We start from the raw sequence: 23066 nt of genomic DNA on the forward strand, positions 1-23066 counted from the left end.
AATGATGATCCGCCATTGCGTGATGCTGCGACTCAAGCCCGATCACGACACCGCAGAGCTTGACGCTGTGATGGATGGGCTGGGCGCGGTCGCAGACCGTTTGTCGGGCTGCGGTGGCTTCATCCACGGCCCCAACCGCGATTTTGAGGCAAAATCCCCAAGCTATCCCTACGGCTTCACACTGGATTTCGCGGCTCAGGCCGACCTACAGCGCTATGCCAGTGACGAAACCCACCAGCAACTTGGCGCACGGCTTGTCGCGCTGTGCGTGGATGGGGCCGAGGGCGTCTTGGTGTTCGATCTGGAAACGCCCGACGCGGCTGACCAATAGCTGACCAATAGGAGACGAGGGACTGTCATGAAAGCAATCACCTATCGCGGATTTGGTGCGGCGGCGGATGTCCTTGAGTTGGTCGACCTGCCCACGCCCAACCCCGGCCCAGGCGACGTTCTTGTCCGGGTCCACGCCAGCGGCATAAACCCCTCAGACGTCAAGCTGCGCGGCGGCGCGCGCCCTGGTGCTGTGATGCAATACCCGATGGTTGTTCCCCACTCGGACGGGGCCGGAGTGATTGAGGCCGTAGGCGAAGGGGTCGATCCCGCGCGCGTTGGCGAACGTGTCTGGATCTGGAACGGCCAATGGCAACGCGCTTTTGGCACTGGGGCCGAATACATTGCGCTACCCTCCGAACAGGCCGTATTCCTTCCAGATACGACCGGCTTCGCCGAGGGCGCGTGTTTTGGTATCCCAGCCTTGACTGCATGGTATGCGCTCTATTGTGACGGACCGATCAATGACCAGACTGTGCTTGTGACCGGTGGTGCAGGAACGGTTGGGCGCTACGCCTGCCAGATGGCCGCGTTGGGTGGCGCGCGCGTTATCACAACGGTCAGTTCAGATGAAAAAGCCGCCCATTCCGGCGCGTCCGAATGGATCAACTACCGCACGCAAGACGTGGCCGAGGCGGCGATGGACATGACCAACGGCGCAGGCATAGACCGCATTGTCGAGGTTGATTTCGCCGCCAACCAACCCGCTTCCCTTTCTATGATCCGCCCCGGTGGCACCATCGCCAGCTATGCCTCGGCTTCACAAATGAAGCCCGAACTGGATTTCTATGGCTTCATGTTCAAGAACATCCGCCTGCATATGCTGATCGTCTACCAACTCGACGCCGCGGCCCGCCGTCGCGGCGAGGCGCAGTTGGGCCAGTGGCTGGAACAAGGCGCACTGTCCCACGCCGTCGTCCCTGGCGGAGGGCTGATGGATGCGGCAAATGCACACGTAATGGTCGAGGCGGGGCAAAAGCTCGGGACCGTTGTGTTGGAGGTCTGACATGATCCTCGGCATCGGCACCGACCTCGCAAATATTGATCGCATTCAGGGCACGCTCGACCGGTTCGGCGACCGCTTCCGTAACCGTGTCTTCACTGAAACCGAACAGCGCAAGGCTGAGCGTCGCGCCGATACTGCGGGCACCTACGCCAAACGCTGGGCCGCGAAAGAGGCGTGCTCGAAGGCGTTAGGCACCGGCCTGCGGATGGGGATCGCGTGGAAGGACATGGCGGTGACCAACCTGCGCACCGGCCAGCCCGTTATGCATGTCACCGGCTGGGCCGCCGAGCGTCTGAAAGAAATGACTCCCGAAGGCCACGAGGCGATCATCCACGTCACCCTGACCGATGATCATCCCTGGGCGCAGGCCTTTGTGGTGATCGAGGCCCGCCCGCTTCAAGAAGCGCCCGAGCAGCCTTGACTTGCCTCCACCCGACACGCATGTAGCACCCCAACCACGCATAGACTGGAGAGAGCAGTATGGCCGAGGAAGCCAAATCCGGAAACGCCGTCTGGGAGACGATCAAAACTATCGTCTACGCCCTGCTGATCGCGGGCGTTTTCCGCACGCTTTTCTTTCAGCCGTTCTGGATTCCCTCAGGCTCCATGAAGCAGACGCTGCTGATCGGTGATTTCCTCTTCGTCAATAAGATGGCCTATGGCTATTCCTACGCGTCCTGCCCAAGCCTGATCATCCCCAGCGTCGGCCTGAACATCGATGCCGAGGATGTGTGCGGTTGGATGCAGGGTGATGACAACTCCCGTCTGCTGGGTGGCGATCCCGAGCGGGGCGATGTCATCGTCTTCCGCCATCCGGTGACAGGGCGCGACTATATCAAGCGACTGATCGGCCTGCCGGGTGATCGTATCCAGATTCGTGGAGGCCAAATCATCCTCAACGACACTCCTGTGCCGCAGCAACCCGACGGTGTGTTCACCGAAGTTGCTGAACCGCAGGGCCCACAAGGCCTGCGCCCGCGCTGTTCCAACGGTCCCGTCGGGATCGGCGGTGTTTGCGAAAAGAACCGCCTGATTGAGACCTTGCCAAATGGCGTTTCCTACGACGTGCTGAACATCGGCAATCAGGGCTCCGACAATACCGGGGTCTATACCGTACCCGAGGGCCATTATTTCTTCATGGGCGACAACCGCGACAACTCGGCCGACAGCCGCTTGCCGCAATCCGCCGGTGGCGTGGGCTATGTTCCTTACGAAAACCTGATCGGTCGCGCCGACCGGATCATGTTCTCCTCCGCTGGCCGGTCCATGCTGTTCTTCTGGACATGGCGCGGTGACCGCTTCTTCAAGGCGGTCAATTGAAGCTATCGGCTGAGATAAAGGCGTTCCAGCAACGCTTGGGGTATGAGTTTTCCGACCCTGAACTGCTGGTGCGTGCGCTGACCCACGGCTCAGTGTCCTCTGCAACGCGCCCCGACAATCAGCGTCTTGAATTTCTGGGCGACCGCGTCCTGGGCCTCGTCATGGCCACTGCTTTGCTTGAGGCCGACAAGAAAGCTTCCGAAGGCCAACTGGCCCCCCGTTTCAACGCGCTGGTGCGCAAGGAAGCCTGCGCCGATGTGGCCCGCCAGATTGATCTGGGTGCGGTGCTGAAACTGGGCCGGTCCGAAATGCTGTCCGGAGGTCGTCGCAAGCAGGCCTTGCTGGGCGACGCGATGGAGGCGGTCATCGCGGCCATCTACCGCGACGCAGGATTCGAGGCTGCCCGAGACGTGATCCTCGCCCTCTGGGGCGATCGCATCCACAAGGTCGAGGCCGACGCCCGCGATGCAAAAACCGCCCTGCAGGAATGGGCACAGGCCCGCGGCCAGAAACCACCCAGCTATGTCGAGGTCAAACGCACCGGCCCTGACCATGCCCCGATCTTCACGATCGCCGCTCGTCTGCAAAATGGTACCGAAGCTCAGGCCACCGCAGGCTCCAAGCGACAGGCCGAACAGGCAGCGGCAAAGGCTCTGTTGGAACAGTTGTCTTGATCCGTTTTGCGGCCAGATCATGAAGATCAGACCCGCCCAAAAAACCGACGCCGCCAGCCTTGCGGCCCTGTCGATTGAGGTCTGGATCGGAACCTATCTAAAGCGAGGTGTGAACGCCTTCTTTGCCGAGTTCGCTCTGTCCGAGTTCACGACCGCCCGGTTCGAAGCCATATTGGAGGACGGCCAAGACCTTTTGATGGTCTCTGAAAACGAAGAGGGGATCGACGGCTATATTCGGCTTGCAGAAAATCGCATCGCACCCGTGGACGGGCTTTCTGACCTAGAAATCGTAACGTTCTACGTCCAGCCCCGCCATCATGGTAAAGGCATCGGCTCAGCGCTGCTGGACGTCGCGGTCGACTACATGCATGAAAAAGGGCGCCCGTCGATTTGGCTGACAACCAATTCCGAGAACACGCCCGCAATCGACTTCTATCTAGCCAAAGGGTTCCGGCAGGTCGGAGTCACAGATTTTCGGATCGGGGACCAAGCCTATCCGAACCAAGTTCTGGCGTTGAACACTACAACCTGATCGCGCGATCAAGCCCGGCCAATGCCGGCACCGGCCGACCGGGCAGCGTCGCCCTATGGGCCGCAGACTGGCCTTCGCTCACAGATATCCGCGATGCGACAAATCCCTCTGGCCCGTCCGCGCATTCTGCTATAGGGGTGCGCACTTGCAAACAGGATCGCAGGACACATGAGCACACGCGCCGGATTTATCGCCCTGATCGGAGAGCCCAACGCAGGCAAATCCACCCTTCTGAACCGCATGGTCGGAGCCAAGGTCTCGATCGTGACGCATAAGGTGCAAACCACCCGTGCTCGTATCCGTGGCGTGGCGATGGAGGGCGATGCGCAACTGGTCTTTGTGGACACGCCGGGCCTCTTCAAACCGCGCCGCCGTCTGGACCGTGCCATGGTAGCCGCCGCTTGGGGCGGGGCTGCAGATGCGGATGTGGTCGTGCTGATGATCGAGGCGCATCGCGGTATCACCGAAGGTGTCGAACGCATCCTCGAAGGCCTGGAAGAGATCGGACAGGGCCGCACCATCGCACTTGCGATCAACAAGATCGACAAGGTGCCCTCGGAAAAGCTGCTGGCGCTGACCAGTGACCTGAATGCGCGTTATCCCTTTGCCGAGACCTTCATGATCTCGGCCGAAAAAGGCCATGGTGTCGACGACCTGCGCAAATGGCTCGCCTCGGAACTGCCCGAAGGACCGTGGCTCTACCCCGAAGATCAGATCGCCGATCTGCCCCTGCGCATGATCGCCGCCGAGATGACCCGCGAGAAACTGACACTGCGCCTGCATCAGGAACTGCCCTATCAGCTGACCGTCGAGACCGAGAACTGGGAAGAGCGCAAAGACGGCTCCGCTAAGATCGATCAGGTCATCTATGTCATGCGCGATGGCCACAAAGGGATTGTGCTGGGCAAACGTGGTGAGACCATAAAGGCCGTCAGTCAGGCGGCGCGTGCCGAGCTGGAAGAGTTTTTGGACCGCAAGATTCACCTGTTCTTGCAGGTGAAAGTCCGGCCAAACTGGCTGGAGGAGTCCGAGCGCTACTCGGAAATGGGTCTGGATTTCAAAGACGGCAACGCATGACCCGGGCCAAGAATTTTCGTCGAAAATTCTCAACCCCTACGGAAAGGTCAGAACCATGACCCGGCTGACGGCTGAATTCTGGGTGCATGCCTATCTGGCGCGGCTGCGGTTTCAGGAAATACCGGCTTTTGTTGTGGCGCATGGGGATGACACCGCTGGGGCGGTGCTTATCAAACTCAACACACTCAACGGGCGGGCCGCAGCCTTTCAGCGCAGTTTTGATCTGATGAGCGGCGAGCGCAAATGGGTGGAGCTCTCATCCGGCGAAGAGGCAGACGTAGATGCCGCCATCACCCGCCAACGCAGTTTTGACCCCGACCTTTGGGTGATCGAGGTGGAAGACCGCCAAGGCAGGCACCTGCTGGGTGAAGAAGGTCTGGACTAACCCGCGCCAAATGATCTTGGACGTACGGCGCAAAGCGACTATTTTGCTTTGCAACCGGCTGAATGAAACGGCCCAATCTTCCGGGGGCCGCAGGAACAGGAGGGGGTTGAGTGGCTGAAACGCTTGCCCAGAAACTGGAAAACTCAAATCTCGGTCACTGGATGCAGCGGTTCGAGGGGTTCATGGTCTTCATCGGCGTCGTTGGCCCCTTCGCCACGCTTCCACAACTGATCAAGCTTTATTTCACCCACTCCGAACACGCGACCGGACAGTCGCTGCTGTCCTGGTCTCTGTATGCCGGGCTGTCGTTTTTGTGGTTCGCCTATGGGCTGGTGGTGGGCAAGTTGCCCATCTATGTGGGCAACGGTATCTCAATGGTGCTGAACCTGCTGATGGTTATCGGCATTCTGATTCACGCAGGTATGACGTTCTAGGGCGCGCGATCAGCCTGCATCGCTGAAATAGACAAAGCTCATCTTGTTGCCATCAGGATCGCGCGCATAAGCGCCATAGAAGTTCGGGCCATATTGAGGTCGATCTCCGGGATCACCTTCATTTGTTCCGCCATTGGCAAGAGCCTCCGCATGCACCTCGCGCACTTCCGCTTCGCTTTCGCAGAGCAAGCCAACCATGTTGCCGTTTCCAACCGTCGCGGCCTCTTTGTCAAAGGGCGTCGCGACCCACATGGACCCACCGCCCCGCAGCTCGTAACAAACAGCGTGGGGCATATATTCAGCAATAACCTTGCCGCCGATTTTGGGCACAACCGCATCGTAAAAGCTTCGCGCTTTGACGACATCATTTGAACCGATCATGACATAGTTAAGTGACATTTCTTAAATTCCTCCGTGCAGAACATAAAGTGAACACTATTGCGTGAACAGATGTCACGCAACGTGTTTTTGGTGTTCCACAGGGTCAACCTGACGCGTTTCCACCTTGAACCTGCAACGGCCATAAGATTTCCTGCGTATATATCTGGTGACCTGACGAGGCCAAACTTGGACTGGCGTGATCACGGCATTCTTCTGACCTCTCGCCGTCATGGTGAGACAGCGGCGATCATCGAGGTCTTTACCGAAGCCCATGGTCGACATGCAGGTGTTGTGCGCGGAGGCACCAGCCGCAAGATCGCCCCGATCCTGCAACCCGGCGCGCAACTGGACGTGCTTTGGCGCGCGCGGCTCGAAGAACATCTTGGCACCTTTCAGGTCGAACCCCTGCGTTCGCGCGCTGCAGCGGCGTTTTCAGGGCGGATGGCGCTGGCCGGATTAAATGCGGTGGTGGCGCTGCTGTCCTTTTGCCTGCCCGAACGCGAGCCTCATCCGGCGATCTATCAGCAAACAGAACAGTTGATGGACCTGCTGGGTCAGGATGAGGTCTGGCCACTGGCCTATCTGCGCTGGGAACTGGCGCTGCTGGAAGAGCTGGGCTTTGGCTTGGATCTTTCGGCCTGCGCAGTGACAGGGGCGACCGAGGGGTTGGTCTATGTCTCTCCGAAAACCGGCCGCGCGGTCAGTGCGGCGGGGGCAGGGGACTGGGCCGATAAGCTGCTGCCTTTGCCCCCCTGCCTGCGCGGCGAAGGCGCGGCTCCGGATACCGAGATTGCTGAAGCCTTGCGCACGACCGGGTATTTTCTGGAAAACCATCTGGCTCCGTCGCTGGGTCATACGCCGTTGCCGGACGCACGCGCGCGATTTGTGGCGCAGTTTACTCGGCGGCTTTGAACACCATCTCGTGCCCGTCTTCATTGCGCAGGATCAGCACATCGCCGGACACCTCGGACTGGGTCATCGCCATCAGTGCGGCGAAATAAAACCCCTCGGCTTCAAGCCCGGCGCAAGCCGCGCGGGTGGCGGCAAGATCGGTGATCTCAAACCACGGGTAGGGTGCATTCAGTGTACCTGAATAGGTGTTGCACGGGGCATTGCCCTCAATCCGACCCTCTTCGGGGAATCGCAAAAGGGCGCTGGCCTCAAAAGACTGCCCGTCGATCTCTTGCAAAGCCCATGTCTGATCCGCTGCGCCATAGGCGGCGACAGTCTCATCCTTGTCGCATTGGAACAGGGTTAAAAGGGGCAGGAACAAGGCCATACGTAACATCGCAATATCCTGTCAGTAGGGGTTCACACCGCTGATTAATTCTTCGCGCACTTCAAGGCGGGGGCGCCAGTTGTATTTGGTGTCCTCGCGCACCTGATCCCAATAAAGCACCCCGCTGTTGCGCCACGGGTCAAGGATGATGCCTTCATACATTGAATCTCCCTTAGCGCTGATCAGAGCCGAATGGTGGATGATCCGGAACGCAGTTGGAGGCGACGTGGCCCAGTGCAAATCCAGAGTGCGAAAGTTCTCTTGCTTCAAACGCGTGGTCATGGCCTGCGCCCAATCATTGCACAGACCTTTTTCGCGAAATCCGTTGATGACCTTTGCGTTGTGGACGATGGCCGAATCGGTGACGTTCCAGTCCTGTTTCAGTTGATTGGAATAGGCATAAGATATCTCGGCTGCACGCCGCGCCTCGGCAGGGTCAACCTTGGGGTCAAGCTGCTGGATCGCTTGTGCCAACTGGTCCACATCATCGGGCCCGGTGTTTGGTGCCATGGCGCATCCGGCAAGGGCCATGCAGGTGGCCAAAACTGCGATGATGATCTTCACGCTCGATTCTCCTCTGGCCAGCTTGGGCGCTGGGTTTGGTTGACGCCCTTTACCCGATTTCTGCGCTCGATCCGAGGGGGAAGATTCGCCCATTAAGCCCTGAAACCGAGTTGTACAACTCGGAAGAAATAGGCCTGAAGGTCCGTACAACACGGAAGAAAAAGAAAACCCGGCGCAAGGCCGGGTTCAGTTGGGGAAACCGCGTCGCTTCGGGCGTCAGCCCAGCAATCGACGCGCGATGACTTGCGCCTGTATTTCTGCGGCGCCTTCAAAGATATTTAGGATGCGCGCGTCACAAAGCACGCGGCTAATTTTGTATTCCAGAGCGAAGCCGTTACCGCCATGAATTTGCAAGCCGTTATCCGCCGCCGCCCAAGCAACCCGTGCGCCCAGCAGCTTGGCCATCCCGGCCTCAAGGTCGCAACGTTGACCGTGATCTTTTTCCCAAGCAGAATAATAAGTTAGCTGTCGCGCGATCATGATCTCGACCGCCATCATCGCCAGCTTGCCCGAGACGCGAGGGAAATTGATCAGAGATTTGCCGAACTGCTTGCGGTCTTGTGCATATTGCATGGCAATGTCCAAAGCACTCTGCGCTACGCCGATGGCGCGGGCAGCCGTTTGGATGCGGGCAGACTCGAAGGTTTCCATTAACTGCTTGAAACCTTTGCCTTCTTCGCCGCCCAGCAGGTTTTCGCCCTTCACTTCGAAGCCGTCAAATCCCAGCTCGTATTCCTTCATGCCACGATAACCCAACACCTCAATCTCACCACCAGTCATGCCGGGCGTGGGGAAGGGGTTCTCGTCGGTTCCAGGTGTCTTTTCGGCCAGGAACATGGACAGCCCACGATGATCGGTACTGTCGGGATTAGTCCGCGCCAACAAGGTCATCACATGGGTGCGCGCCGCGTGTGTGATCCATGTTTTATTTCCTGTTATCTTATAGTTACCATCTTCACCCTTGACGGCCCGCGTGCGCAGGCTGCCCAAATCCGATCCGGTATTGGGTTCAGTGAAAACAGCGGTTGGCAGGATCTCGGCGCTGGCCAGTTTTGGCAGCCAGTTGGCCTTTTGTTCATCCGTACCGCCCGCGATGATCAGTTCTGCGGCGATTTCGGACCGTGTGCCCAGAGAACCCACACCGATGTACCCGCGCGAAAGCTCTTCCGAGACCACACACATTGAGGCTTTGGATAGGCCGAACCCGCCGAATTCTTCGGGGATGGTCAGACCGAACACGCCCATCTCGGCCAGTTCCGCGATAATCTCGATTGGGATCAGTTCGTCCTTCAGGTGCCATTCATGGGCATTAGGCTCAACCTTTTCAACGGCATAGCGGCGAAACTGGTCTCGGATCATCTCCAGTTCTTCGTCCAGACCAGACGCACCAAACATAGTGGCACCGGACTGGTCCTGCATCAACTCAACCAGACGCGTGCGCGCGGCCTGAAAGTTGGCTTGCGCCATCAGTGTCTGCACTTCGCTGCATTGGAATCCCGACAGAGCATCCCAGCCAAGGCCAAGATCCTGCAAACGTACAACCTCGCCCTGGTTCATCGGAATACCACCGGCGATCTGATGCAAGTATTCCCCAAAGGCGATCTGATGCAACAGCTGCTCCATCTCGCCGAATTTACCCTCGGCCTGAAGCGCCTCGGCCCAGCGCTGCATCTGCTGCAGCGACTGGTGGTATGTGGCCAGCCAAGCCAGCCCATGGGCGGCTGTCTGATTGGCCTCGATCAGTGCGCCCGATATGCGACCTTCGCTTGTCACCTGCGCGCGAACCGATTCGACCGCCTTATCGAACACCGCTTGAACGCCGGGCAGGGCTGCTGCGCTGAGTGTTAGAAGATCGGGCAAAACCGCTGGCTGCGTCATGTTCGTCACATCCTGTCCGTCATGGGCCATGAATCACGTCCTCTGCTGGGTTGTCTGGTCATATCATGCTGCACGTGCAGCGCAACAAAAATACGCAAATCATCCATAAAAAGTTCAAAAATTGCTTAGTGACTTTTGCAGTGCAGAAATTTTTTGGACTGGTATGAAGGGTCGATGGGACTGTTTTCACTTATGTCGCCGCAGGATTTCTGTCTGGCTTTGGTCGTTGCCTTCGTCGCGGGCTGGGTCAAAGGCATGGTCGGTTTTGCCATGCCAATGGTGCTTGTTTCTGGTCTTAGCATGATGCTGCCGCCTGAGCTGGCGCTGGCAGGTCTAATCTTGCCCACGCTGGTGACCAATGGGGTGCAGGCCTTGCGGGAAGGTTTACCTGCGGCGGCGGCGTCAGTTCGAAAGTTCAAGGTATTTCTGAGCGTTGGACTGGTCTGTCTATTGGCCAGCGCGCAGCTGATCAACATCTTGTCGCCCAAGGCATTTCTGCTGATCTTAGGCGCACCAGTTTCGTTCTTCGCTCTGATGCAACTACTGGGGCTGAAACTGACGCTGCAAGCGCCCTCAATGCGGGTTGAGGCTATGGTGGGTGCGGTGGCCGGTGCTGTCGGCGGCATCTCGGGCGTGTGGGGACCACCAACCGTGGCCTATCTGACAGCCTTGAATACACCGAAGAAGGATCAGATGCGGGTACAGGGCGTGATATACGGTCTGGGCGCCGTGGCGCTTATTGTGGCGCATCTGGGTTCGGGTATTCTAAGGACTGACACAGCGGTGTTCTCAGCGCTGCTGATTATCCCTGCCTTGGTGGGAATGCGCGGGGGTCAGTTTCTGCAGGATCGTATCGATCAGGCACAGTTCCGCAAACTCACTCTGCTTGTACTGCTGATTGCAGGGCTGAACCTGCTGCGCAGGGGTCTTTTGGGTTAATTGCGTCTTTCAGCAAATCGAAAGGCGAAATAGAGGCCCAACATTAGGAAAAAAAGACCTGAGATATCACCGATCAGATAGGCGATATACTCGGCCGTTGCGCTGCCGAAGGCCATGTTGGTGAGAACGGACACCAATACCGATGTGATGATTCCAACGCCCATCACGCACAGCCAGCATGGCTTCCGATCGACGCGCGGAAACAAATCCCAGCCCAACGCCTTGCAGACATAAAAAACCGCTGGAACTGTGGTGACCGCGATAGTGATCGCCAGCAATCTGCTGGGCAGAAGAACATCCCAACCGCCCACAAGGGCAAAGACGATGGCAACGCCGGGCAACAGTGCGAATATCGCCCTCCATCCCAATAACCAAGCCGACAGAACCCGCACGCCGTGCGGCAGGAACAATAAGCTGGCATAGCTGGGGTATGCGGGAAAAAACACGTTCTGAAGCGGCATCAGCACCTGGAATGTTAGGAACGATGCAGCGACATAGGCCAAAGAGGCATAGAATGTTTCAGAGGCCCATCTGCGCACGAGGTCAGCCGATTACAGATCTGGGGTGGCGATCACCTGGGCGCATGAACCAGATACCGTCCGCGATTGGCGCTACCGCTTTGCGACAGATAACCCTTTTGAACCAGAGATTTCAGCGCGCGGAAAAATGTCGGGCGAGATACGCTTTTGACCAGCGTGTGTTCGATCAGACCAAAGGTGCGTACTTCGCGATCATCTTTCGACAGTTCTTCGGCGGCATAATAGATGTCGCGTTCGACCGGTGAGAGTTCTTCCAGCCCAAGAGTGCGCTCCATGCTTTGCATCAGTTTGCGCAGTTCGGTGAGTTTTGAGATTTCAGTCATTACTTGCCTATAGTTTCCGTGACGGACCGAGGCAGTTCGAAAGGCTGACCTTTTGAACACATCACGCCGACACCCATCCCCGTGTAGAAATAATCATTACCTTGTTGAACGGCCCGAGACATGATGTGAGTAAGATAGCCCGGATCGCCCGATGTTCAAATTTAACAGAAGCCGCTGCCAAAGGACGCCGGGCTTCGAAGCGTCTTGGGTAAATTGCGATAGCGCATGTTGCACGTTATCGCAATGAACTTGTCTGTGTGCAAACAAGGTGCCGAAGCGTAAGCTTTGGTGGGTCAGGGGCCATGATGGCCCCTAAATTCGATCAACCGATCGCGACAGCTTTGATGTCTTCGTCGATGAAGGGCAGGTACTGCTCGAAGTTTTCCGCGAACATGTGCACCAGCTTTTCCGCCTGTTTGTCGAACGCTTCCTGATCGTCCCAGGTGCGGCGCGGATCCAGCAAGACCTCGGGCACACCAGGGACAGAGACCGGCACATCGAAGCCGAAATTGGCGTCCTTGCGGAATTCCGCATCAGTCAGTGATCCTTCCAGCGCAGCCGTCAGCAGCGCGCGGGTGGCCTTGATTGGCATGCGGCTGCCCACGCCGTAGGCACCTCCAGTCCAGCCGGTGTTGACCAACCAGCAGGTCGCGCCATGCTGAGCAATCTTATCGCGTAGAAGGTTGCCATAAGCCTCGGGGCGGCGTGGCATAAAGGGCGCGCCAAAGCAGGTCGAGAAGGTGGGCTGCGGTTCGGTCACGCCACGTTCGGTCCCGGCGACCTTCGAGGTAAAGCCGGAAAGGAAGTGATACATCGCCTGCGCAGGCGTCAACCGAGCGATCGGAGGCAAAACGCCGAACGCATCGCAGGTCAACATGATGATGTTCTTAGGATGCCCGCCCAATGCAGTTTTCGACGCGTTGGAGATGTATTCCAACGGGTAGGCGCAGCGCATATTCGCAGTCAGAGAGTCGTCGTTGAAATCCAGCTCTTTGGTCTCGGGATCAAAAACCATGTTCTCGATCACAGTGCCAAATTTCGAGGTGGTGGCGTAGATTTCTGGCTCGGCTTCGGCATTCAGGTTGATGGTCTTGGCATAGCAACCACCTTCAAAGTTGAAGGTGCCTCGATCCGACCAACCGTGTTCGTCATCACCGATCAAGGTGCGCGACGGGTCGGCAGACAGGGTGGTCTTGCCGGTGCCGGACAGGCCGAAGAATACGGCGGTGTCGACCGGGTTGCCAACCGCGTGGTTAGCCGAGCAGTGCATCGGCATCACGCCTTTTTCGGGCAGCATATAGTTCAGCAGGGTGAAGACGGACTTCTTGTTCTCGCCGGCGTATTCGGTGCCGCCGATCAGGATCAGCTTGCGATCAAAGTTCAGTGCAATCACCGTTTCGCTGCGGCAGCCATGCTTTTTGGGGTCCGCCTGGAAGCTGGGACAGTTGATGATGGTAAAGTCAGCCGTGAAATCATCCAGATCCTCACGATCCGGACGGCGCAGCAGGTGGCGGATGAACAGGTTGTGCCACGCCAGCTCGGTTACCATGCGCACATTGATCGAGTAGCTGGGATCAGCCCCGCCCACGAGGTCCTGAACGAAGTAGTCGCGGCCTTTCATATGGGTCAGCATATCTTCATAGAGCGCGTCAAAACCTTCAGGGCTCATGGCGGCGTTGTTTTCCCACCAGATGCTGTCGGCAACACTGTCTGTCTTGACGACATGCTTGTCCTTGGGCGAGCGGCCAGTGAATTTGCCGGTGGTGACCAGAAAGGCGCCGCCATTGCCAAGGGTGCCTTCGCCGCGCTTCAGCGCTTCTTCGATCAGCGCCGGTTCCATGAAGTTGTAATAGACATTGCCCAGACCCTCGATGCCCTGATCTTCGAGGCAGAATTGCGGGTTAACCCGTCCAGATGTCATGTGTGTCTTCTCCTGTGGCGGCGCGAGGGCCTTGGGCCGGGTGCACCATTGGGGCGGATACCGGAAAGAGCCGGCGGTCAAGCGCCTCTTATCACGGTATTTTGGGACATGAACAGGAGGGTTGGGGGTAGTTAGCGCAACCAAGTTGAGGTTTAGCGCCATCACGATTTGTCTGCCGTAAATCAAGGCAGCTATTTGGGCGCAGCAAGGCAAATTTGCCGCATACCTGCCGCAAGAATGGCACGATTCGAGGTTACGAGTTGATTCGGTGGCTCAAAACCGCCAACAATGCCTTACAAAAAAGCGTATTATTGCGCGAGTGAGCAGGAATAGGGGTGAACCCGATGTCAAAGATTGCACTGGTGGACGACGACAGAAATATCCTGACGTCCGTGTCCATGACACTCGAAGCCGAAGGGTTTGAGGTCGAAACATACAACGATGGTCAGGCTGCGCTGGACGCTTTCAACAAAAAGCTGCCAGACATGGCCGTACTGGATATCAAGATGCCGCGGATGGACGGCATGGATCTTCTGCAAAGGCTGCGGCAGAAAACCCAGATGCCCGTGATTTTTCTGACCTCCAAAGATGACGAGATTGACGAGGTTCTGGGTCTGCGCATGGGTGCAGATGACTACGTCAAAAAACCATTCTCTCAGCGGCTGCTGGTCGAACGGATTCGCGCCTTGTTGCGCCGTCAGGAAGCGGTCGATGGCGATGTGACCAACGCGGCCTCGGGCGATACAAAAGTGATGGAGCGGGGCGAGCTGCGGATGGACCCGCTGCGCCACGCAGTCAGCTGGAAAGGCAATGATGTCTCGCTGACAGTTACCGAGTTTCTGCTGCTGCAGGCCTTGGCGCAACGTCCGGGCTTTGTCAAAAGCCGCGATCAGCTGATGGATGTGGCTTATGATGATCAAGTCTACGTGGATGACCGCACCATTGACAGTCATATCAAGCGACTGCGTAAGAAGATGCGCGCAGCCGATCCCGAGTTTTCGGCGATAGAAACGCTGTACGGTATCGGGTATCGTTATAACGAAGAATAGGCGCGGCCGTTTTATCAAGCCGAAGGGGTCTCGTGCGCGATACTGAACAAGCCAACCAAGTGCACGACGCAGACGTCGTTCTTGGGGATGACTGGGTCATCCCCCAAGACCCTGATGCTGCCGAGCTACAGGCCAAGCGTTCGCGACGAAACCTGTTTTCTATGCGCTATTCGCCCCTGGCGCGCAGGATCATCACCTTCAACCTCATTGCCCTTGTCATTTTGGTGGCAGGGCTGCTGTATCTGGACGACACGCGAAAAGAACGGGTTCAACAAACCGCGCAGAACCTGGTCGGTGATGCGCAACTTGTCAGCAACGTTTTTGAAACCCAGCTGCGTCAACCCTCTGCCAATGGTGCAGGCACATTGGATGTCCGTGATACGCTAGCGGGTCTCAGCTTGCCCGAAGGCGGCGAGGTTTTTGTTTATGACGGCACGGGCACTCTGATCGGTTGGACACGCGGGGCGTCCATGGCCGACAAATTGCCCAGCCTTTTGCATCAGGACGCCGACAGCGCCACTGGAAGCACTTTGATCAGCGACGCATTGAATGCGGTTTGGAATGGTGTGTCTGCGGTCTTTAGCGGTTCTTCCGAAAGCGAGGCTCCGACGCTGGCGCAACGGGTGCAGGAAATGATCCCGCAGGCGCTGAACGGCGGATTGCAAGTACAGGCCGTGCACGACGATAAAGGCAAGACGGTGATTGTCGCCGTGGCCCCGATCCTATTGGACGATACGCCTGTGGGTGCCGTTGCTATGGCGGGCCCGGCGGGCGAGATCGATGCGCTGGCCCGCAAGGAGCAAGAGCGGATCCTGCAGATGTTTGTGGTAGCACTGCTGGTCTCGATCGGTCTGAGCCTCGTTTTGGCCTCAACGATTGCCAATCCTCTTGCTGATCTGGCCGCCGCTGCCGAGATGGGCAAGGACCGCGGAGCCGGCGTGAACCCCGGACGTATCCGCATCCCGGATCTCAGTGCGCGCCCGGATGAAATCGGCCGTCTGAGCCAGGCTTTGCGCGGGATGGTCACGGCGCTTTATAACCGCATTGACGCGAACGAACAATTTGCGGCCGATGTCGCGCATGAGATCAAGAACCCACTGGCGAGCCTGCAATCCGCCGTGGGCACCATGCGTATGGTCAAACGCGATGATCAGCGCGAAAAGCTATTGGGCGTGATTGAGCATGATGTGCGGCGATTGGATCGACTGGTCAGCGATATCTCGAACGCATCGCGGCTGGACGCGGAGTTGGTGAAAGAAGAAGAGCAGCCCTTTGACCTGCTCAATCTGCTTGGCAATATCAGTCAGTTTCTGGGTGAAGATGCCCGTTCGAAAGGCATCGAATATATCACAGACCTTCCCTCGGACCCCATCGTGGTCAACGGGCTCGAGGCGCGTCTGGCGCAGGTCTTTGTCAACCTGATCACCAATGCGATTTCGTTCTGCGAGGACAAAGACGCCATCCGGGTCTGGGTCCGCCGTCGTGACAACCGCGTGCTCGTGGTGGTTGAAGACACCGGTCCCGGCATTCCTGATCAGGCGCTGACCAAGATCTTCAAGCGTTTCTATTCCGAACGCCCCGAAGAGCATTTCGGCAACAATTCGGGCCTTGGATTGGCGATTTCGAAACAAATCGTCGAGGCGCATGGTGGTGTGATCTGGGCAGAAAATATCCGTCCAACCGAGGCCGATATCACCTCGGACCCGCTAGGTGCGCGGTTTGTTGTCGGGCTTCCCGTCTAGGTTATGAGGACCACCCCACTTTCTGAGATAGCGGATCAAGGGTCGGCCTGCATTCATGGGACCTGTATTGCGGTTCAGGAAAAGGGCTTATTGATCATTGGTGCCTCGGGTACGGGCAAATCTTCTTTGGCGCTACAGATGATGGCGCTTGGGGCGCAGCTTGTCGCTGATGACCGGGTCGAATTGACCGGACAGGCCGATCACGTGATGGCAGCTGGACTTCCGCAGATCCGCGGCCTGATTGAAGCGCGCGGCATCGGGTTACTGCGAGCTGAAGCCGCGAGGCCGGTTCGATTGGCATTTGTTGTGGATATGGACCAAGCCGAGCCTGCGCGGCTGCCTGAACCCACTGAAATTCTTGTGCTGAAGCAAACTGTTCCCTTGCTTCGGGGGGCTGGCGTGCCCAATTTGGCTGCAGGACTTATTCAACTTGTGAAAATGGGGCGCGTAGCCCCGGAATGGCCGAATACATGACAGCACAACAGCGCGTCGTTCTGATAACAGGTCCTTCCGGTGCAGGGCGATCGACCGCAATTCATGTGCTTGAAGATCTGGGGTTCGAGGCGATTGACAACCTGCCGATGGGGTTGTTGGCTCGCCTCGTCGACAATTCGGAGCCTGCGCGCCCAATGGCTTTGGGTATCGACGCGCGCAATCGCGATTTTTCAACCACCGGGTTTATCGAACTTGCCGCCAAACTGGGCCGGATGGAGAATGTCGACCTGACAATCCTCTATCTGGATTGCAGTGACGAGGTGCTGCTGCGTCGCTTCTCGGAGACCCGCCGCCGTCACCCGGTTGCGACTGATGCCAGCCCAGAAACCGGCATTTGTCAGGAAAAGGAACTGTTAGCCCCAATTCGCGAGTTTGCCGACACGCTGATCGACACCAGCGCGTTGAATGTGCATCAGCTGCGGGAAGAGGTCGAACGCTGGTTCGCCCCAAAGGGCGGGCGGCATCTGGCGGTGTCGATCGAATCCTTCTCGTACAAGCGGGGCTTGCCGCGCGGTTTGGACATGGTGTTCGATTGCCGGTTTCTGGCCAATCCATACTGGCGGCCTGAACTGCGGGATGCGGATGGTCGAAACTCGGATGTGGCGGCCTATGTTCAATCAGATGCAAACTATGGCGTCTTCTTTGACCGGGTGGTCGACCTGCTGATCGAACTGCTTCCGGCCTTCCGTGAGGAAGGCAAAGCGCACCTTTCAGTTGCATTTGGGTGCACCGGAGGGCAGCACCGCTCGGTCGCGGTGGCTGAAGCAGTTGCAAAGGCCCTTGCAGAAGGGGGGCAGCAGGTGGCAATTAGGCATCGCGAAATGGAACGACGCGCGTTGAATGTGAGGCCGGAGTGATCGGGATCGTTATTGTTGCACATGGTGGGTTGGCTCAGGAGTATCTTGCGGCCACGCAGCATGTGGTTGGAAAGCAACCCGGACTGGTGGCCATCCCGATAGAAGCCGACCATGATCGCGAAGCGAAACAAGTTGAAATCTGCCGCGCGGCGGACGAGGTCGATATGGGCGATGGCGTCGTTGTGGTGACCGATCTGTTCGGCGGCAGCCCCTCGAATCTGAGCCTGCGCGCATGTGCGCCACAAGACCGGCGAATCCTTTACGGGGCCAACCTTCCCATGCTGATCAAACTGGCCAAAAGTCGCCACTTGCCACTGGCCGAGGCCGTACGTTTGGCTTTGGAAGCTGGACGAAAGTACATCAATGCGCAAAATGTGACATTGGATTGACACCGGATAGATTCATATGACGACCAAGAGTTTGAAAATTATCAATGAAAAGGGCCTTCACGCCCGCGCTTCTGCCAAGCTGGTCGAGGTGGTCGAGGGCTTTGATGCGCGCGCCGAGGTGTCACGAGACGGGCTTTCTGCCTCGGGCGACAGTATCATGGGCCTTTTGATGTTGGCAGCGTCGCGCGGAAGCACTATTGACGTCGAGACGTCCGGCCCGGATGCTGAGGCGTTGGCAGAGGCTTTGGAAACATTGGTGAACGATAAGTTCGGCGAAGGGTTCTGACAGCCACGACACCAAGGACGGAAAGACAAGGCAATTGGCGGAAACCACGCACGATACCAAGACAGGTCCTGTAGTGGATCACGACACCGATCAGGGTGAAATCTACGACCGCAGAACCCTGACCTACGCCAACTCGTTTGACGATGCCTGGACGTCTACGGCCATTCGCGCCATCGAATGGTGCACAGGCAAGCTGACCATCTTGCGCATGGTCAACAAGTTCGAGAAGCAGAACGAACGCTATCGAGGTCAGAAGTTCTGGGGCGGCGCGCTCAAGACCATGGGTATCGAGCTGACAACCCCAGCCGAACAGATCGCCCGCATTCCAAAAGAAGGCCCCGTAGTGGTCGTCGCGAACCATCCGCACGGCATGGTTGATGGCATGATCTTCGCTGAACTCATCGGCCGGGTCCGCAGTGACTATCGCATCCTGACCCGCTCAGTCCTGACCGGGTTGGATGAAGCTGCGACCTCATTCATGATCCCGGTGCCGTTCCCACATGATCCTGAAGCGCAGGCCAAGATGCTTGAGATGCGCAGCAAGACGATGAAGCATCTGGCAGATGGGGGTGTTGTCGCGTTATTCCCGTCAGGTGTTGTGATGTCTTCGGATGATTGGTTCGGACCAGCCATCGAGCGGGAGTGGAATGTCTTCACCGCGAAGATGATCCGTAGGTCGGGTGCCAAGGTCGTGCCGATCTTCTTCCCTGGCAGCAACTCGCGCTGGTATCAAATTGCCAACCGGATATCGCCTATCCTGCGCCAGGGCCTACTGCTGCACGAAATCGTCCGATCCTGCAACAGGCCCCAGTCGCCGGTGATCGGTGACCCGATTTCGGATAAAGACATGGACCTGCTGGAACGCGACCCCCGCGGTTTCATGGCATGGCTCCGTGATCACACCATGGCGCTGGGCAAGACGCTCAAATCCTGATCCGCCCCTTCATCTGGCCAAAAATATCTCGGGAGTGAATTGAGCCATAGGCTCAAGAGAGGGCTGGCCCTCTCAGATTCTACCGTGTGGGTACCGGAACCTCGCCTCGATAATCATAAAACCCGCGTTCGGTTTTGCGTCCCAGCCATCCGGCTTCGACATATTTCGTCAACAGCGGGCAGGGACGATACTTGGTGTCTGCCAGTCCGTCATGTAACACGTTCATGATCGCCAAACAGGTATCCAAGCCGATGAAATCCGCTAGTTCCAATGGGCCCATAGGGTGGTTTGCGCCCAGTTTCATCGATTGGTCAATGGACTGCACATTCCCGACACCTTCATACAATGTGTAAACCGCCTCATTGATCATGGGCATCAGAATGCGATTCACGATAAAGGCCGGAAAATCTTCGGCGCTGGCTGAGGTTTTGCCAAGCCGGTCCACTACGGCTTTACAGGAGTTAAAGGTTGCTTCATCGGTGGCGATGCCCCGGATCAACTCGACGAGCTGCATCACAGGGACCGGGTTCATGAAGTGGAATCCCATGAAACGTTCGGGCCGGTCGGTGCGGCTGGCCAGCCGGGTAATTGAGATCGACGAAGTGTTCGATGTCAGGATCGTATGTGGCTGTAGGTGCGGCAACAGGTCTTCAAAGATTGCCTGTTTCACCGTTTCCCGCTCGGTCGCGGCTTCGATTACAAGATCGGTCTGCCCCAAATCCGGCAGATTCAGCGTCGTCGTGATCCGACCCAACGCGGATTTCACTGCATCATCCGAGATTTTGCCGCGCGACGCTTGACGCGCCAGGTTGGTTTCAATGGTTGCCATAGCGCTGTTTAGCGCGTCCTGGCTGACATCGTTCAGTAGAACATCATACTCTGCCAACGCCAAAACATGAGCAATCCCGTTGCCCATCTGTCCAGCGCCGATCACTCCGACTGATTTTACGTCCATTTGTTCGATGCCCTTGTTCGCAGAATATGGCGACATTATCGGCAGTTCCCTATGGGCGGCAAGGGGACGGGGACAGTCAATTTCGCTTCAAATGCGCGCATTAGGACTTTCTCAAGACTTGCGGCGGCAAAATGGCGGTTGGGTGAATATTTGGGTGAGTGTGATGAGCTATCAATCGATCAATGCGGTCCATTCCGCGGAAACAACGTGCGAATATGAAAATTCGAAACTACGTTTCAGGGGCCCCCAAAGGGCGTTGAACAACCCCTATGTTGCATGTTTGGGGGGCGAAGAGACTTTTGGCCGTTTCGTAGAAACCCCCTTTCCCAATGAGTTGGAACGTCGTTTGGATCGCCGCTGCCTCAATCTGGGCAGCCTGTTCTGCGGTGCCGAGGCGTTGACGCAGGACAAAGGGCTACTGGAGATCGCAAACCGGTCTGATATATGCGTCCTGCAGTTACCCGGCATGCTGGGGCTATCGAACCGATTCTACCGGGTGCACCCACGACGCAATGACCGTTTCGTTGCGCCGAATGCCGATCTGGTTGCGCTGTATCCCGAAGAAGATTTTACGGATGTCCATTTTGTACAGCACTTGCTGAACCGCCTGTCGGCACGCTCGGATGCCCGTATTGAACTTGTGGAACAAGAGCTGCGCAATGTCTGGATCGAAAAGCTCGGCAAGTTTCTTGCAGAAGTAGGCCCGCCCGTCCTGCTTTTGCATCTGCAAGTGGAGAGAAGCGATTTGGATTCGACACCGGGTGACGGCTTTGCAATCAACCCCGAGATGATTGAGCCTTTGAGACCCCATTGTACGGGTATTTTGTCCTTGCAGGTTCAGGTATCCGGCGTATCCGATGAGCTTGAAGACATGTTGTTTGGCACCCTGCAACAACCGATTGCCGAGCATATGATCGGCCCAGCCACACATCGCAATATCGCTGGCTCACTTGCACAAGTGATCAACGACCTGGGCGCATAAACAGCAAAGGCCCGCCGGTGGCGGGCCTTCTAAGATTTTTCGTCGAAAAATCTTTGTCTGAAATCAGCCGAGTTTTTCGGTGAGTTCCGGTACGGCCTGGAACAGGTCTGCGACCAGACCGAAGTCTGCGACCTGGAAGATAGGCGCTTCTTCGTCCTTGTTGATCGCAACGATGACCTTGGAGTCCTTCATGCCCGCCAGGTGCTGGATCGCACCCGAGATGCCGACTGCAACGTACAGGTCAGGGGCAACAACCTTACCGGTCTGACCCACCTGCCAGTCGTTCGGGGCGTAGCCCGAGTCAACTGCGGCGCGTGAGGCACCAACGGCGGCTCCCAGCTTATCGGCCAGGCCTTCGATCAGTTTGAAGTCGTCTTCCGAGCCAACACCACGGCCACCCGAAACAACAACACCAGCCGAAGTTAGTTCAGGACGGTCGCTTTCAGCAACCTTGTCCTCGACCCACGACGACAGGCCGGGGTTTTCGCCGACCGAGATGGTCTCGACCGCCGCCGAACCACCTTCGCCCGCCGCATCGAAGCTGGCGGTCCGGATGGTCACGACTTTCTTGGCGTCGTTCGATTTCACGGTCTGGATCGCGTTACCCGCATAGATCGGACGCTCGAAGGTCGTGGCATCGACCACGCCGGATGCATCCGAAATCACCATCACGTCCAGCAGAGCTGCAACGCGCGGCATCACGTTCTTGGCGTCGGTGGTGGCAGGGGCAACGATATGCTCGTACCCATCGGCCAGCCCCACGATCAGGGCTGCGGTCGATTCCGCCAGGCGATGACCCAGCGAGGCGTCTTCGGCCACCAGAACCTTGGATACGCCATCGATCTTGGCAGCGGCCTCACCAGCAGCAGCGGCAGAACCACCTGCGGCCAGAACGGTGATGTCGCCCAGCGATTTGACAGCCGCTACGGTCTTGGCGGTGGCGTCAACCGACAGCTCACCATTGTTAACCTCTGCGAGAAGAAGAACAGCCATTATACAGCCCCCGCTTCTTTGAGTTTCTCGACCAGCTCATCAACCGAGCCCACGATGATACCAGCAGCACGTGCCGGCGGCTCTTCGGTCTTGACGACTTCCAGACGCGGAGTGACGTCGACGCCATAGTCGGCGGCGGTTTTCTCATCCAGCGGCTTTTTCTTCGCTTTCATGATGTTCGGCAGCGACGCATAGCGCGGCTCGTTCAGGCGCAGGTCGACGGTCACGATGGTTGGCATTTTGACGGAGATGGTCTGCAGACCGCCGTCAACCTCACGGGTGATCTTGGCAGTGTCGCCTTCGATGTCCAGTTCGGACGCGAAAGTGCCTTGGCTCCAGCCCAGCAGGGCTGACAGCATCTGACCGGTGGCGTTCATGTCATTGTCGATCGCCTGCTTGCCCGCCAGAACGATGCCCGGCTGCTCTTCTTCGACAACTTTGGCGAGGATCTTGGCAACGGCAAGCGGTTCGATGTCCTGATGCACGTCATCCGCCGCGACAACCAGAATGGCACGGTCGGCGCCCATGGCCAGTGCGGTCCGCAGGGTTTCCTGCGACTGTTTCACACCGATCGAAACGGCAACAACCTCATCGGCCTTGCCCGCCTCTTTCAGGCGGATCGCCTCTTCCACGGCAATTTCGTCGAACGGGTTCATCGACATTTTTACATTGGCGAGATCAACGCCGCTGCCATCCGCTTTCACACGAACTTTCACGTTGTAGTCAATCACGCGCTTGACAGGCACGAGTACCTTCATTTTTGCGTATGCTCCTTACAAAAACGGCAAGCCGCGCAGCGACT

General features: G+C 57.6%; 29 protein-coding genes. 19 read left to right on the forward strand and 10 right to left on the reverse strand.

Going from position 1 to position 23066, the window contains the following annotated elements; translation table 11 throughout:
* Nucleotides 1-4 precede the first annotated feature (4 nt).
* The 9 genes from ACR0KC_RS18770 to ACR0KC_RS18810 all read left to right on the forward strand — a co-directional run bounded on the left by ACR0KC_RS18770 (nt 5) and on the right by ACR0KC_RS18810 (nt 5758).
* Entirely contained in the window at nt 5-331 is a 327-nt protein-coding gene (locus tag ACR0KC_RS18770; protein WP_480772126.1) for a Dabb family protein, read from the forward strand.
* Nucleotides 332-358: 27 nt separating this feature from the next.
* The gene (locus ACR0KC_RS18775) at nt 359-1336 is read left to right on the forward strand and encodes an NADPH:quinone reductase (RefSeq protein WP_170662883.1); all 978 of its coding nucleotides are present in this window, start codon (nt 359-361) and stop codon (nt 1334-1336) included.
* A gap of 1 nt (nt 1337) precedes the next feature.
* Nucleotides 1338-1757, forward strand: a complete 420-nt coding sequence (gene acpS, locus ACR0KC_RS18780; protein WP_170425211.1) for a holo-ACP synthase — start codon at nt 1338-1340, stop codon at nt 1755-1757.
* A 59-nt stretch (nt 1758-1816) separates the two neighbouring features.
* Nucleotides 1817-2656 (forward strand): signal peptidase I, encoded by an 840-nt coding sequence (lepB, locus tag ACR0KC_RS18785; protein WP_170636241.1) that lies wholly within the window; start codon nt 1817-1819, stop codon nt 2654-2656.
* The gene (gene rnc / locus ACR0KC_RS18790; protein ID WP_170392611.1) at nt 2653-3330 is read left to right on the forward strand and encodes a ribonuclease III; all 678 of its coding nucleotides are present in this window, start codon (nt 2653-2655) and stop codon (nt 3328-3330) included. Before lepB ends, rnc begins: the two co-directional genes overlap by 4 nt.
* 19 nt (nt 3331-3349) lie before the next feature.
* On the forward strand, nt 3350-3862 hold the full coding sequence (locus ACR0KC_RS18795; RefSeq protein WP_480772127.1) for an N-acetyltransferase family protein: 513 nt from the start codon (nt 3350-3352) through the stop codon (nt 3860-3862).
* 168 nt (nt 3863-4030) lie between these two features.
* The gene (gene era, locus ACR0KC_RS18800) at nt 4031-4939 is read left to right on the forward strand and encodes a GTPase Era (RefSeq protein WP_170392609.1); all 909 of its coding nucleotides are present in this window, start codon (nt 4031-4033) and stop codon (nt 4937-4939) included.
* Nucleotides 4940-4994: 55 nt separating this feature from the next.
* On the forward strand, nt 4995-5324 hold the full coding sequence (locus ACR0KC_RS18805; protein WP_170402292.1) for a DUF1491 family protein: 330 nt from the start codon (nt 4995-4997) through the stop codon (nt 5322-5324).
* Nucleotides 5325-5434: 110 nt separating this feature from the next.
* Complete coding sequence (locus ACR0KC_RS18810) at nt 5435-5758, forward strand: SemiSWEET transporter (RefSeq protein WP_170392607.1); 324 nt, start codon at nt 5435-5437, stop codon at nt 5756-5758.
* 9 nt (nt 5759-5767) lie between these two features.
* Here the strand turns inward: ACR0KC_RS18810 and ACR0KC_RS18815 are convergent, their stop codons facing one another.
* Nucleotides 5768-6157 (reverse strand): VOC family protein, encoded by a 390-nt coding sequence (locus ACR0KC_RS18815; protein WP_170402289.1) that lies wholly within the window; start codon nt 6155-6157, stop codon nt 5768-5770.
* 168 nt (nt 6158-6325) lie between these two features.
* Between ACR0KC_RS18815 and recO the strand changes: the two genes are divergently transcribed.
* Nucleotides 6326-7051, forward strand: a complete 726-nt coding sequence (gene recO, locus ACR0KC_RS18820) for a DNA repair protein RecO (protein WP_480772128.1) — start codon at nt 6326-6328, stop codon at nt 7049-7051.
* Here the strand turns inward: recO and ACR0KC_RS18825 are convergent.
* The 3 genes from ACR0KC_RS18825 to ACR0KC_RS18835 all read right to left on the reverse strand — a co-directional run bounded on the left by ACR0KC_RS18825 (nt 7035) and on the right by ACR0KC_RS18835 (nt 9890).
* Nucleotides 7035-7427, reverse strand: coding sequence for an META domain-containing protein (locus ACR0KC_RS18825; RefSeq protein WP_480772129.1), 393 nt, complete (start codon nt 7425-7427; stop codon nt 7035-7037). The genes recO and ACR0KC_RS18825 overlap by 17 nt on opposite strands.
* A gap of 12 nt (nt 7428-7439) precedes the next feature.
* Complete coding sequence (locus tag ACR0KC_RS18830; protein WP_170565043.1) at nt 7440-7982, reverse strand: hypothetical protein; 543 nt, start codon at nt 7980-7982, stop codon at nt 7440-7442.
* 216 nt (nt 7983-8198) lie between these two features.
* The gene (locus ACR0KC_RS18835; RefSeq protein ID WP_480772130.1) at nt 8199-9890 is read right to left on the reverse strand and encodes an acyl-CoA dehydrogenase family protein; all 1692 of its coding nucleotides are present in this window, start codon (nt 9888-9890) and stop codon (nt 8199-8201) included.
* Between the two features lie 144 nt (nt 9891-10034).
* Between ACR0KC_RS18835 and ACR0KC_RS18840 the strand changes: the two genes are divergently transcribed.
* Nucleotides 10035-10799 carry a sulfite exporter TauE/SafE family protein gene (locus ACR0KC_RS18840; protein WP_170392601.1) on the forward strand — a complete coding sequence of 255 codons (765 nt, stop codon included), beginning with the start codon at nt 10035-10037 and terminating at the stop codon, nt 10797-10799.
* On the opposite strand, the gene ACR0KC_RS18845 is transcribed toward ACR0KC_RS18840, so the two are convergent.
* The 3 genes from ACR0KC_RS18845 to ACR0KC_RS18855 all read right to left on the reverse strand — a co-directional run bounded on the left by ACR0KC_RS18845 (nt 10796) and on the right by ACR0KC_RS18855 (nt 13582).
* The gene (locus tag ACR0KC_RS18845) at nt 10796-11338 is read right to left on the reverse strand and encodes a hypothetical protein (protein WP_255611805.1); all 543 of its coding nucleotides are present in this window, start codon (nt 11336-11338) and stop codon (nt 10796-10798) included. The genes ACR0KC_RS18840 and ACR0KC_RS18845 overlap by 4 nt on opposite strands.
* A gap of 32 nt (nt 11339-11370) precedes the next feature.
* Complete coding sequence (locus ACR0KC_RS18850) at nt 11371-11661, reverse strand: hypothetical protein (RefSeq protein ID WP_170392600.1); 291 nt, start codon at nt 11659-11661, stop codon at nt 11371-11373.
* Between the two features lie 322 nt (nt 11662-11983).
* Nucleotides 11984-13582 carry a phosphoenolpyruvate carboxykinase gene (locus ACR0KC_RS18855; protein WP_170465138.1) on the reverse strand — a complete coding sequence of 533 codons (1599 nt, stop codon included), beginning with the start codon at nt 13580-13582 and terminating at the stop codon, nt 11984-11986.
* 344 nt (nt 13583-13926) lie between these two features.
* Between ACR0KC_RS18855 and ACR0KC_RS18860 the strand changes: the two genes are divergently transcribed.
* The 7 genes from ACR0KC_RS18860 to ACR0KC_RS18890 are packed head-to-tail and all read left to right on the forward strand — an operon-like array spanning nt 13927 to nt 19334.
* Nucleotides 13927-14631 carry a response regulator transcription factor gene (locus tag ACR0KC_RS18860; RefSeq protein ID WP_170392598.1) on the forward strand — a complete coding sequence of 235 codons (705 nt, stop codon included), beginning with the start codon at nt 13927-13929 and terminating at the stop codon, nt 14629-14631.
* A gap of 32 nt (nt 14632-14663) precedes the next feature.
* Nucleotides 14664-16373: a sensor histidine kinase gene (locus ACR0KC_RS18865; protein ID WP_170392597.1), complete on the forward strand. Its 1710-nt coding sequence runs from the start codon at nt 14664-14666 to the stop codon at nt 16371-16373.
* Between the two features lie 3 nt (nt 16374-16376).
* On the forward strand, nt 16377-16847 hold the full coding sequence (locus ACR0KC_RS18870; RefSeq protein ID WP_480707393.1) for an HPr kinase/phosphorylase: 471 nt from the start codon (nt 16377-16379) through the stop codon (nt 16845-16847).
* A complete protein-coding gene (rapZ, locus tag ACR0KC_RS18875; protein ID WP_480439341.1) occupies nt 16844-17725 on the forward strand; it encodes an RNase adapter RapZ in 882 nt (293 codons plus the stop codon). Before ACR0KC_RS18870 ends, rapZ begins: the two co-directional genes overlap by 4 nt.
* Nucleotides 17722-18114: a PTS sugar transporter subunit IIA gene (locus ACR0KC_RS18880; protein ID WP_170392594.1), complete on the forward strand. Its 393-nt coding sequence runs from the start codon at nt 17722-17724 to the stop codon at nt 18112-18114. The genes rapZ and ACR0KC_RS18880 overlap by 4 nt, the downstream gene beginning before the upstream one ends.
* A gap of 16 nt (nt 18115-18130) precedes the next feature.
* Nucleotides 18131-18400 (forward strand): HPr family phosphocarrier protein, encoded by a 270-nt coding sequence (locus ACR0KC_RS18885; RefSeq protein ID WP_170392593.1) that lies wholly within the window; start codon nt 18131-18133, stop codon nt 18398-18400.
* 34 nt (nt 18401-18434) lie between these two features.
* Entirely contained in the window at nt 18435-19334 is a 900-nt protein-coding gene (locus tag ACR0KC_RS18890; RefSeq protein ID WP_170392592.1) for a lysophospholipid acyltransferase family protein, read from the forward strand.
* Between the two features lie 79 nt (nt 19335-19413).
* Here the strand turns inward: ACR0KC_RS18890 and ACR0KC_RS18895 are convergent, their stop codons facing one another.
* Nucleotides 19414-20289: a 3-hydroxybutyryl-CoA dehydrogenase gene (locus ACR0KC_RS18895; protein WP_480707394.1), complete on the reverse strand. Its 876-nt coding sequence runs from the start codon at nt 20287-20289 to the stop codon at nt 19414-19416.
* A gap of 163 nt (nt 20290-20452) precedes the next feature.
* Here ACR0KC_RS18895 and ACR0KC_RS18900 point away from each other — a divergent pair, with 163 nt between their 5' ends.
* Nucleotides 20453-21271, forward strand: coding sequence for a DUF6473 family protein (locus tag ACR0KC_RS18900; RefSeq protein WP_480707395.1), 819 nt, complete (start codon nt 20453-20455; stop codon nt 21269-21271).
* A 63-nt stretch (nt 21272-21334) separates the two neighbouring features.
* Here the strand turns inward: ACR0KC_RS18900 and ACR0KC_RS18905 are convergent, their stop codons facing one another.
* Both ACR0KC_RS18905 and ACR0KC_RS18910 read right to left on the reverse strand, forming a co-directional pair.
* Complete coding sequence (locus ACR0KC_RS18905) at nt 21335-22264, reverse strand: electron transfer flavoprotein subunit alpha/FixB family protein (protein WP_170402252.1); 930 nt, start codon at nt 22262-22264, stop codon at nt 21335-21337.
* Complete coding sequence (locus tag ACR0KC_RS18910; protein WP_170392589.1) at nt 22264-23022, reverse strand: electron transfer flavoprotein subunit beta/FixA family protein; 759 nt, start codon at nt 23020-23022, stop codon at nt 22264-22266. The genes ACR0KC_RS18905 and ACR0KC_RS18910 overlap by 1 nt, the downstream gene beginning before the upstream one ends.
* Nucleotides 23023-23066 lie beyond the last annotated feature (44 nt).

This window comes from Ruegeria sp. CF3 (assembly GCF_056537365.1).

Bases quoted from the DNA above. Each gene is read 5' to 3' on its own strand.
- ACR0KC_RS18870 (WP_480707393.1), top strand. From the start codon at position 16,377: ATGAGGACCACCCCACTTTCTGAGATAGCGGATCAAGGGTCGGCCTGC.
- ACR0KC_RS18805 (WP_170402292.1), top strand. From the start codon at position 4,995: ATGACCCGGCTGACGGCTGAATTCTGGGTGCATGCCTATCTGGCGCGG.
- ACR0KC_RS18770 (WP_480772126.1), top strand. From the start codon at position 5: ATGATCCGCCATTGCGTGATGCTGCGACTCAAGCCCGATCACGACACC.
- ACR0KC_RS18775 (WP_170662883.1), top strand. From the start codon at position 359: ATGAAAGCAATCACCTATCGCGGATTTGGTGCGGCGGCGGATGTCCTT.
- acpS (WP_170425211.1), top strand. From the start codon at position 1,338: ATGATCCTCGGCATCGGCACCGACCTCGCAAATATTGATCGCATTCAG.
- lepB (WP_170636241.1), top strand. From the start codon at position 1,817: ATGGCCGAGGAAGCCAAATCCGGAAACGCCGTCTGGGAGACGATCAAA.
- ACR0KC_RS18895 (WP_480707394.1), bottom strand. From the start codon at position 20,289: ATGGACGTAAAATCAGTCGGAGTGATCGGCGCTGGACAGATGGGCAAC.
- rapZ (WP_480439341.1), top strand. From the start codon at position 16,844: ATGACAGCACAACAGCGCGTCGTTCTGATAACAGGTCCTTCCGGTGCA.
- ACR0KC_RS18900 (WP_480707395.1), top strand. From the start codon at position 20,453: ATGAGCTATCAATCGATCAATGCGGTCCATTCCGCGGAAACAACGTGC.
- ACR0KC_RS18795 (WP_480772127.1), top strand. From the start codon at position 3,350: ATGAAGATCAGACCCGCCCAAAAAACCGACGCCGCCAGCCTTGCGGCC.
- ACR0KC_RS18910 (WP_170392589.1), bottom strand. From the start codon at position 23,022: ATGAAGGTACTCGTGCCTGTCAAGCGCGTGATTGACTACAACGTGAAA.
- ACR0KC_RS18905 (WP_170402252.1), bottom strand. From the start codon at position 22,264: ATGGCTGTTCTTCTTCTCGCAGAGGTTAACAATGGTGAGCTGTCGGTT.
- ACR0KC_RS18825 (WP_480772129.1), bottom strand. From the start codon at position 7,427: ATGTTACGTATGGCCTTGTTCCTGCCCCTTTTAACCCTGTTCCAATGC.
- ACR0KC_RS18885 (WP_170392593.1), top strand. From the start codon at position 18,131: ATGACGACCAAGAGTTTGAAAATTATCAATGAAAAGGGCCTTCACGCC.
- ACR0KC_RS18860 (WP_170392598.1), top strand. From the start codon at position 13,927: ATGTCAAAGATTGCACTGGTGGACGACGACAGAAATATCCTGACGTCC.
- era (WP_170392609.1), top strand. From the start codon at position 4,031: ATGAGCACACGCGCCGGATTTATCGCCCTGATCGGAGAGCCCAACGCA.
- ACR0KC_RS18855 (WP_170465138.1), bottom strand. From the start codon at position 13,582: ATGACATCTGGACGGGTTAACCCGCAATTCTGCCTCGAAGATCAGGGC.
- ACR0KC_RS18850 (WP_170392600.1), bottom strand. From the start codon at position 11,661: ATGACTGAAATCTCAAAACTCACCGAACTGCGCAAACTGATGCAAAGC.
- ACR0KC_RS18815 (WP_170402289.1), bottom strand. From the start codon at position 6,157: ATGTCACTTAACTATGTCATGATCGGTTCAAATGATGTCGTCAAAGCG.
- ACR0KC_RS18835 (WP_480772130.1), bottom strand. From the start codon at position 9,890: ATGGCCCATGACGGACAGGATGTGACGAACATGACGCAGCCAGCGGTT.
- ACR0KC_RS18840 (WP_170392601.1), top strand. From the start codon at position 10,035: ATGGGACTGTTTTCACTTATGTCGCCGCAGGATTTCTGTCTGGCTTTG.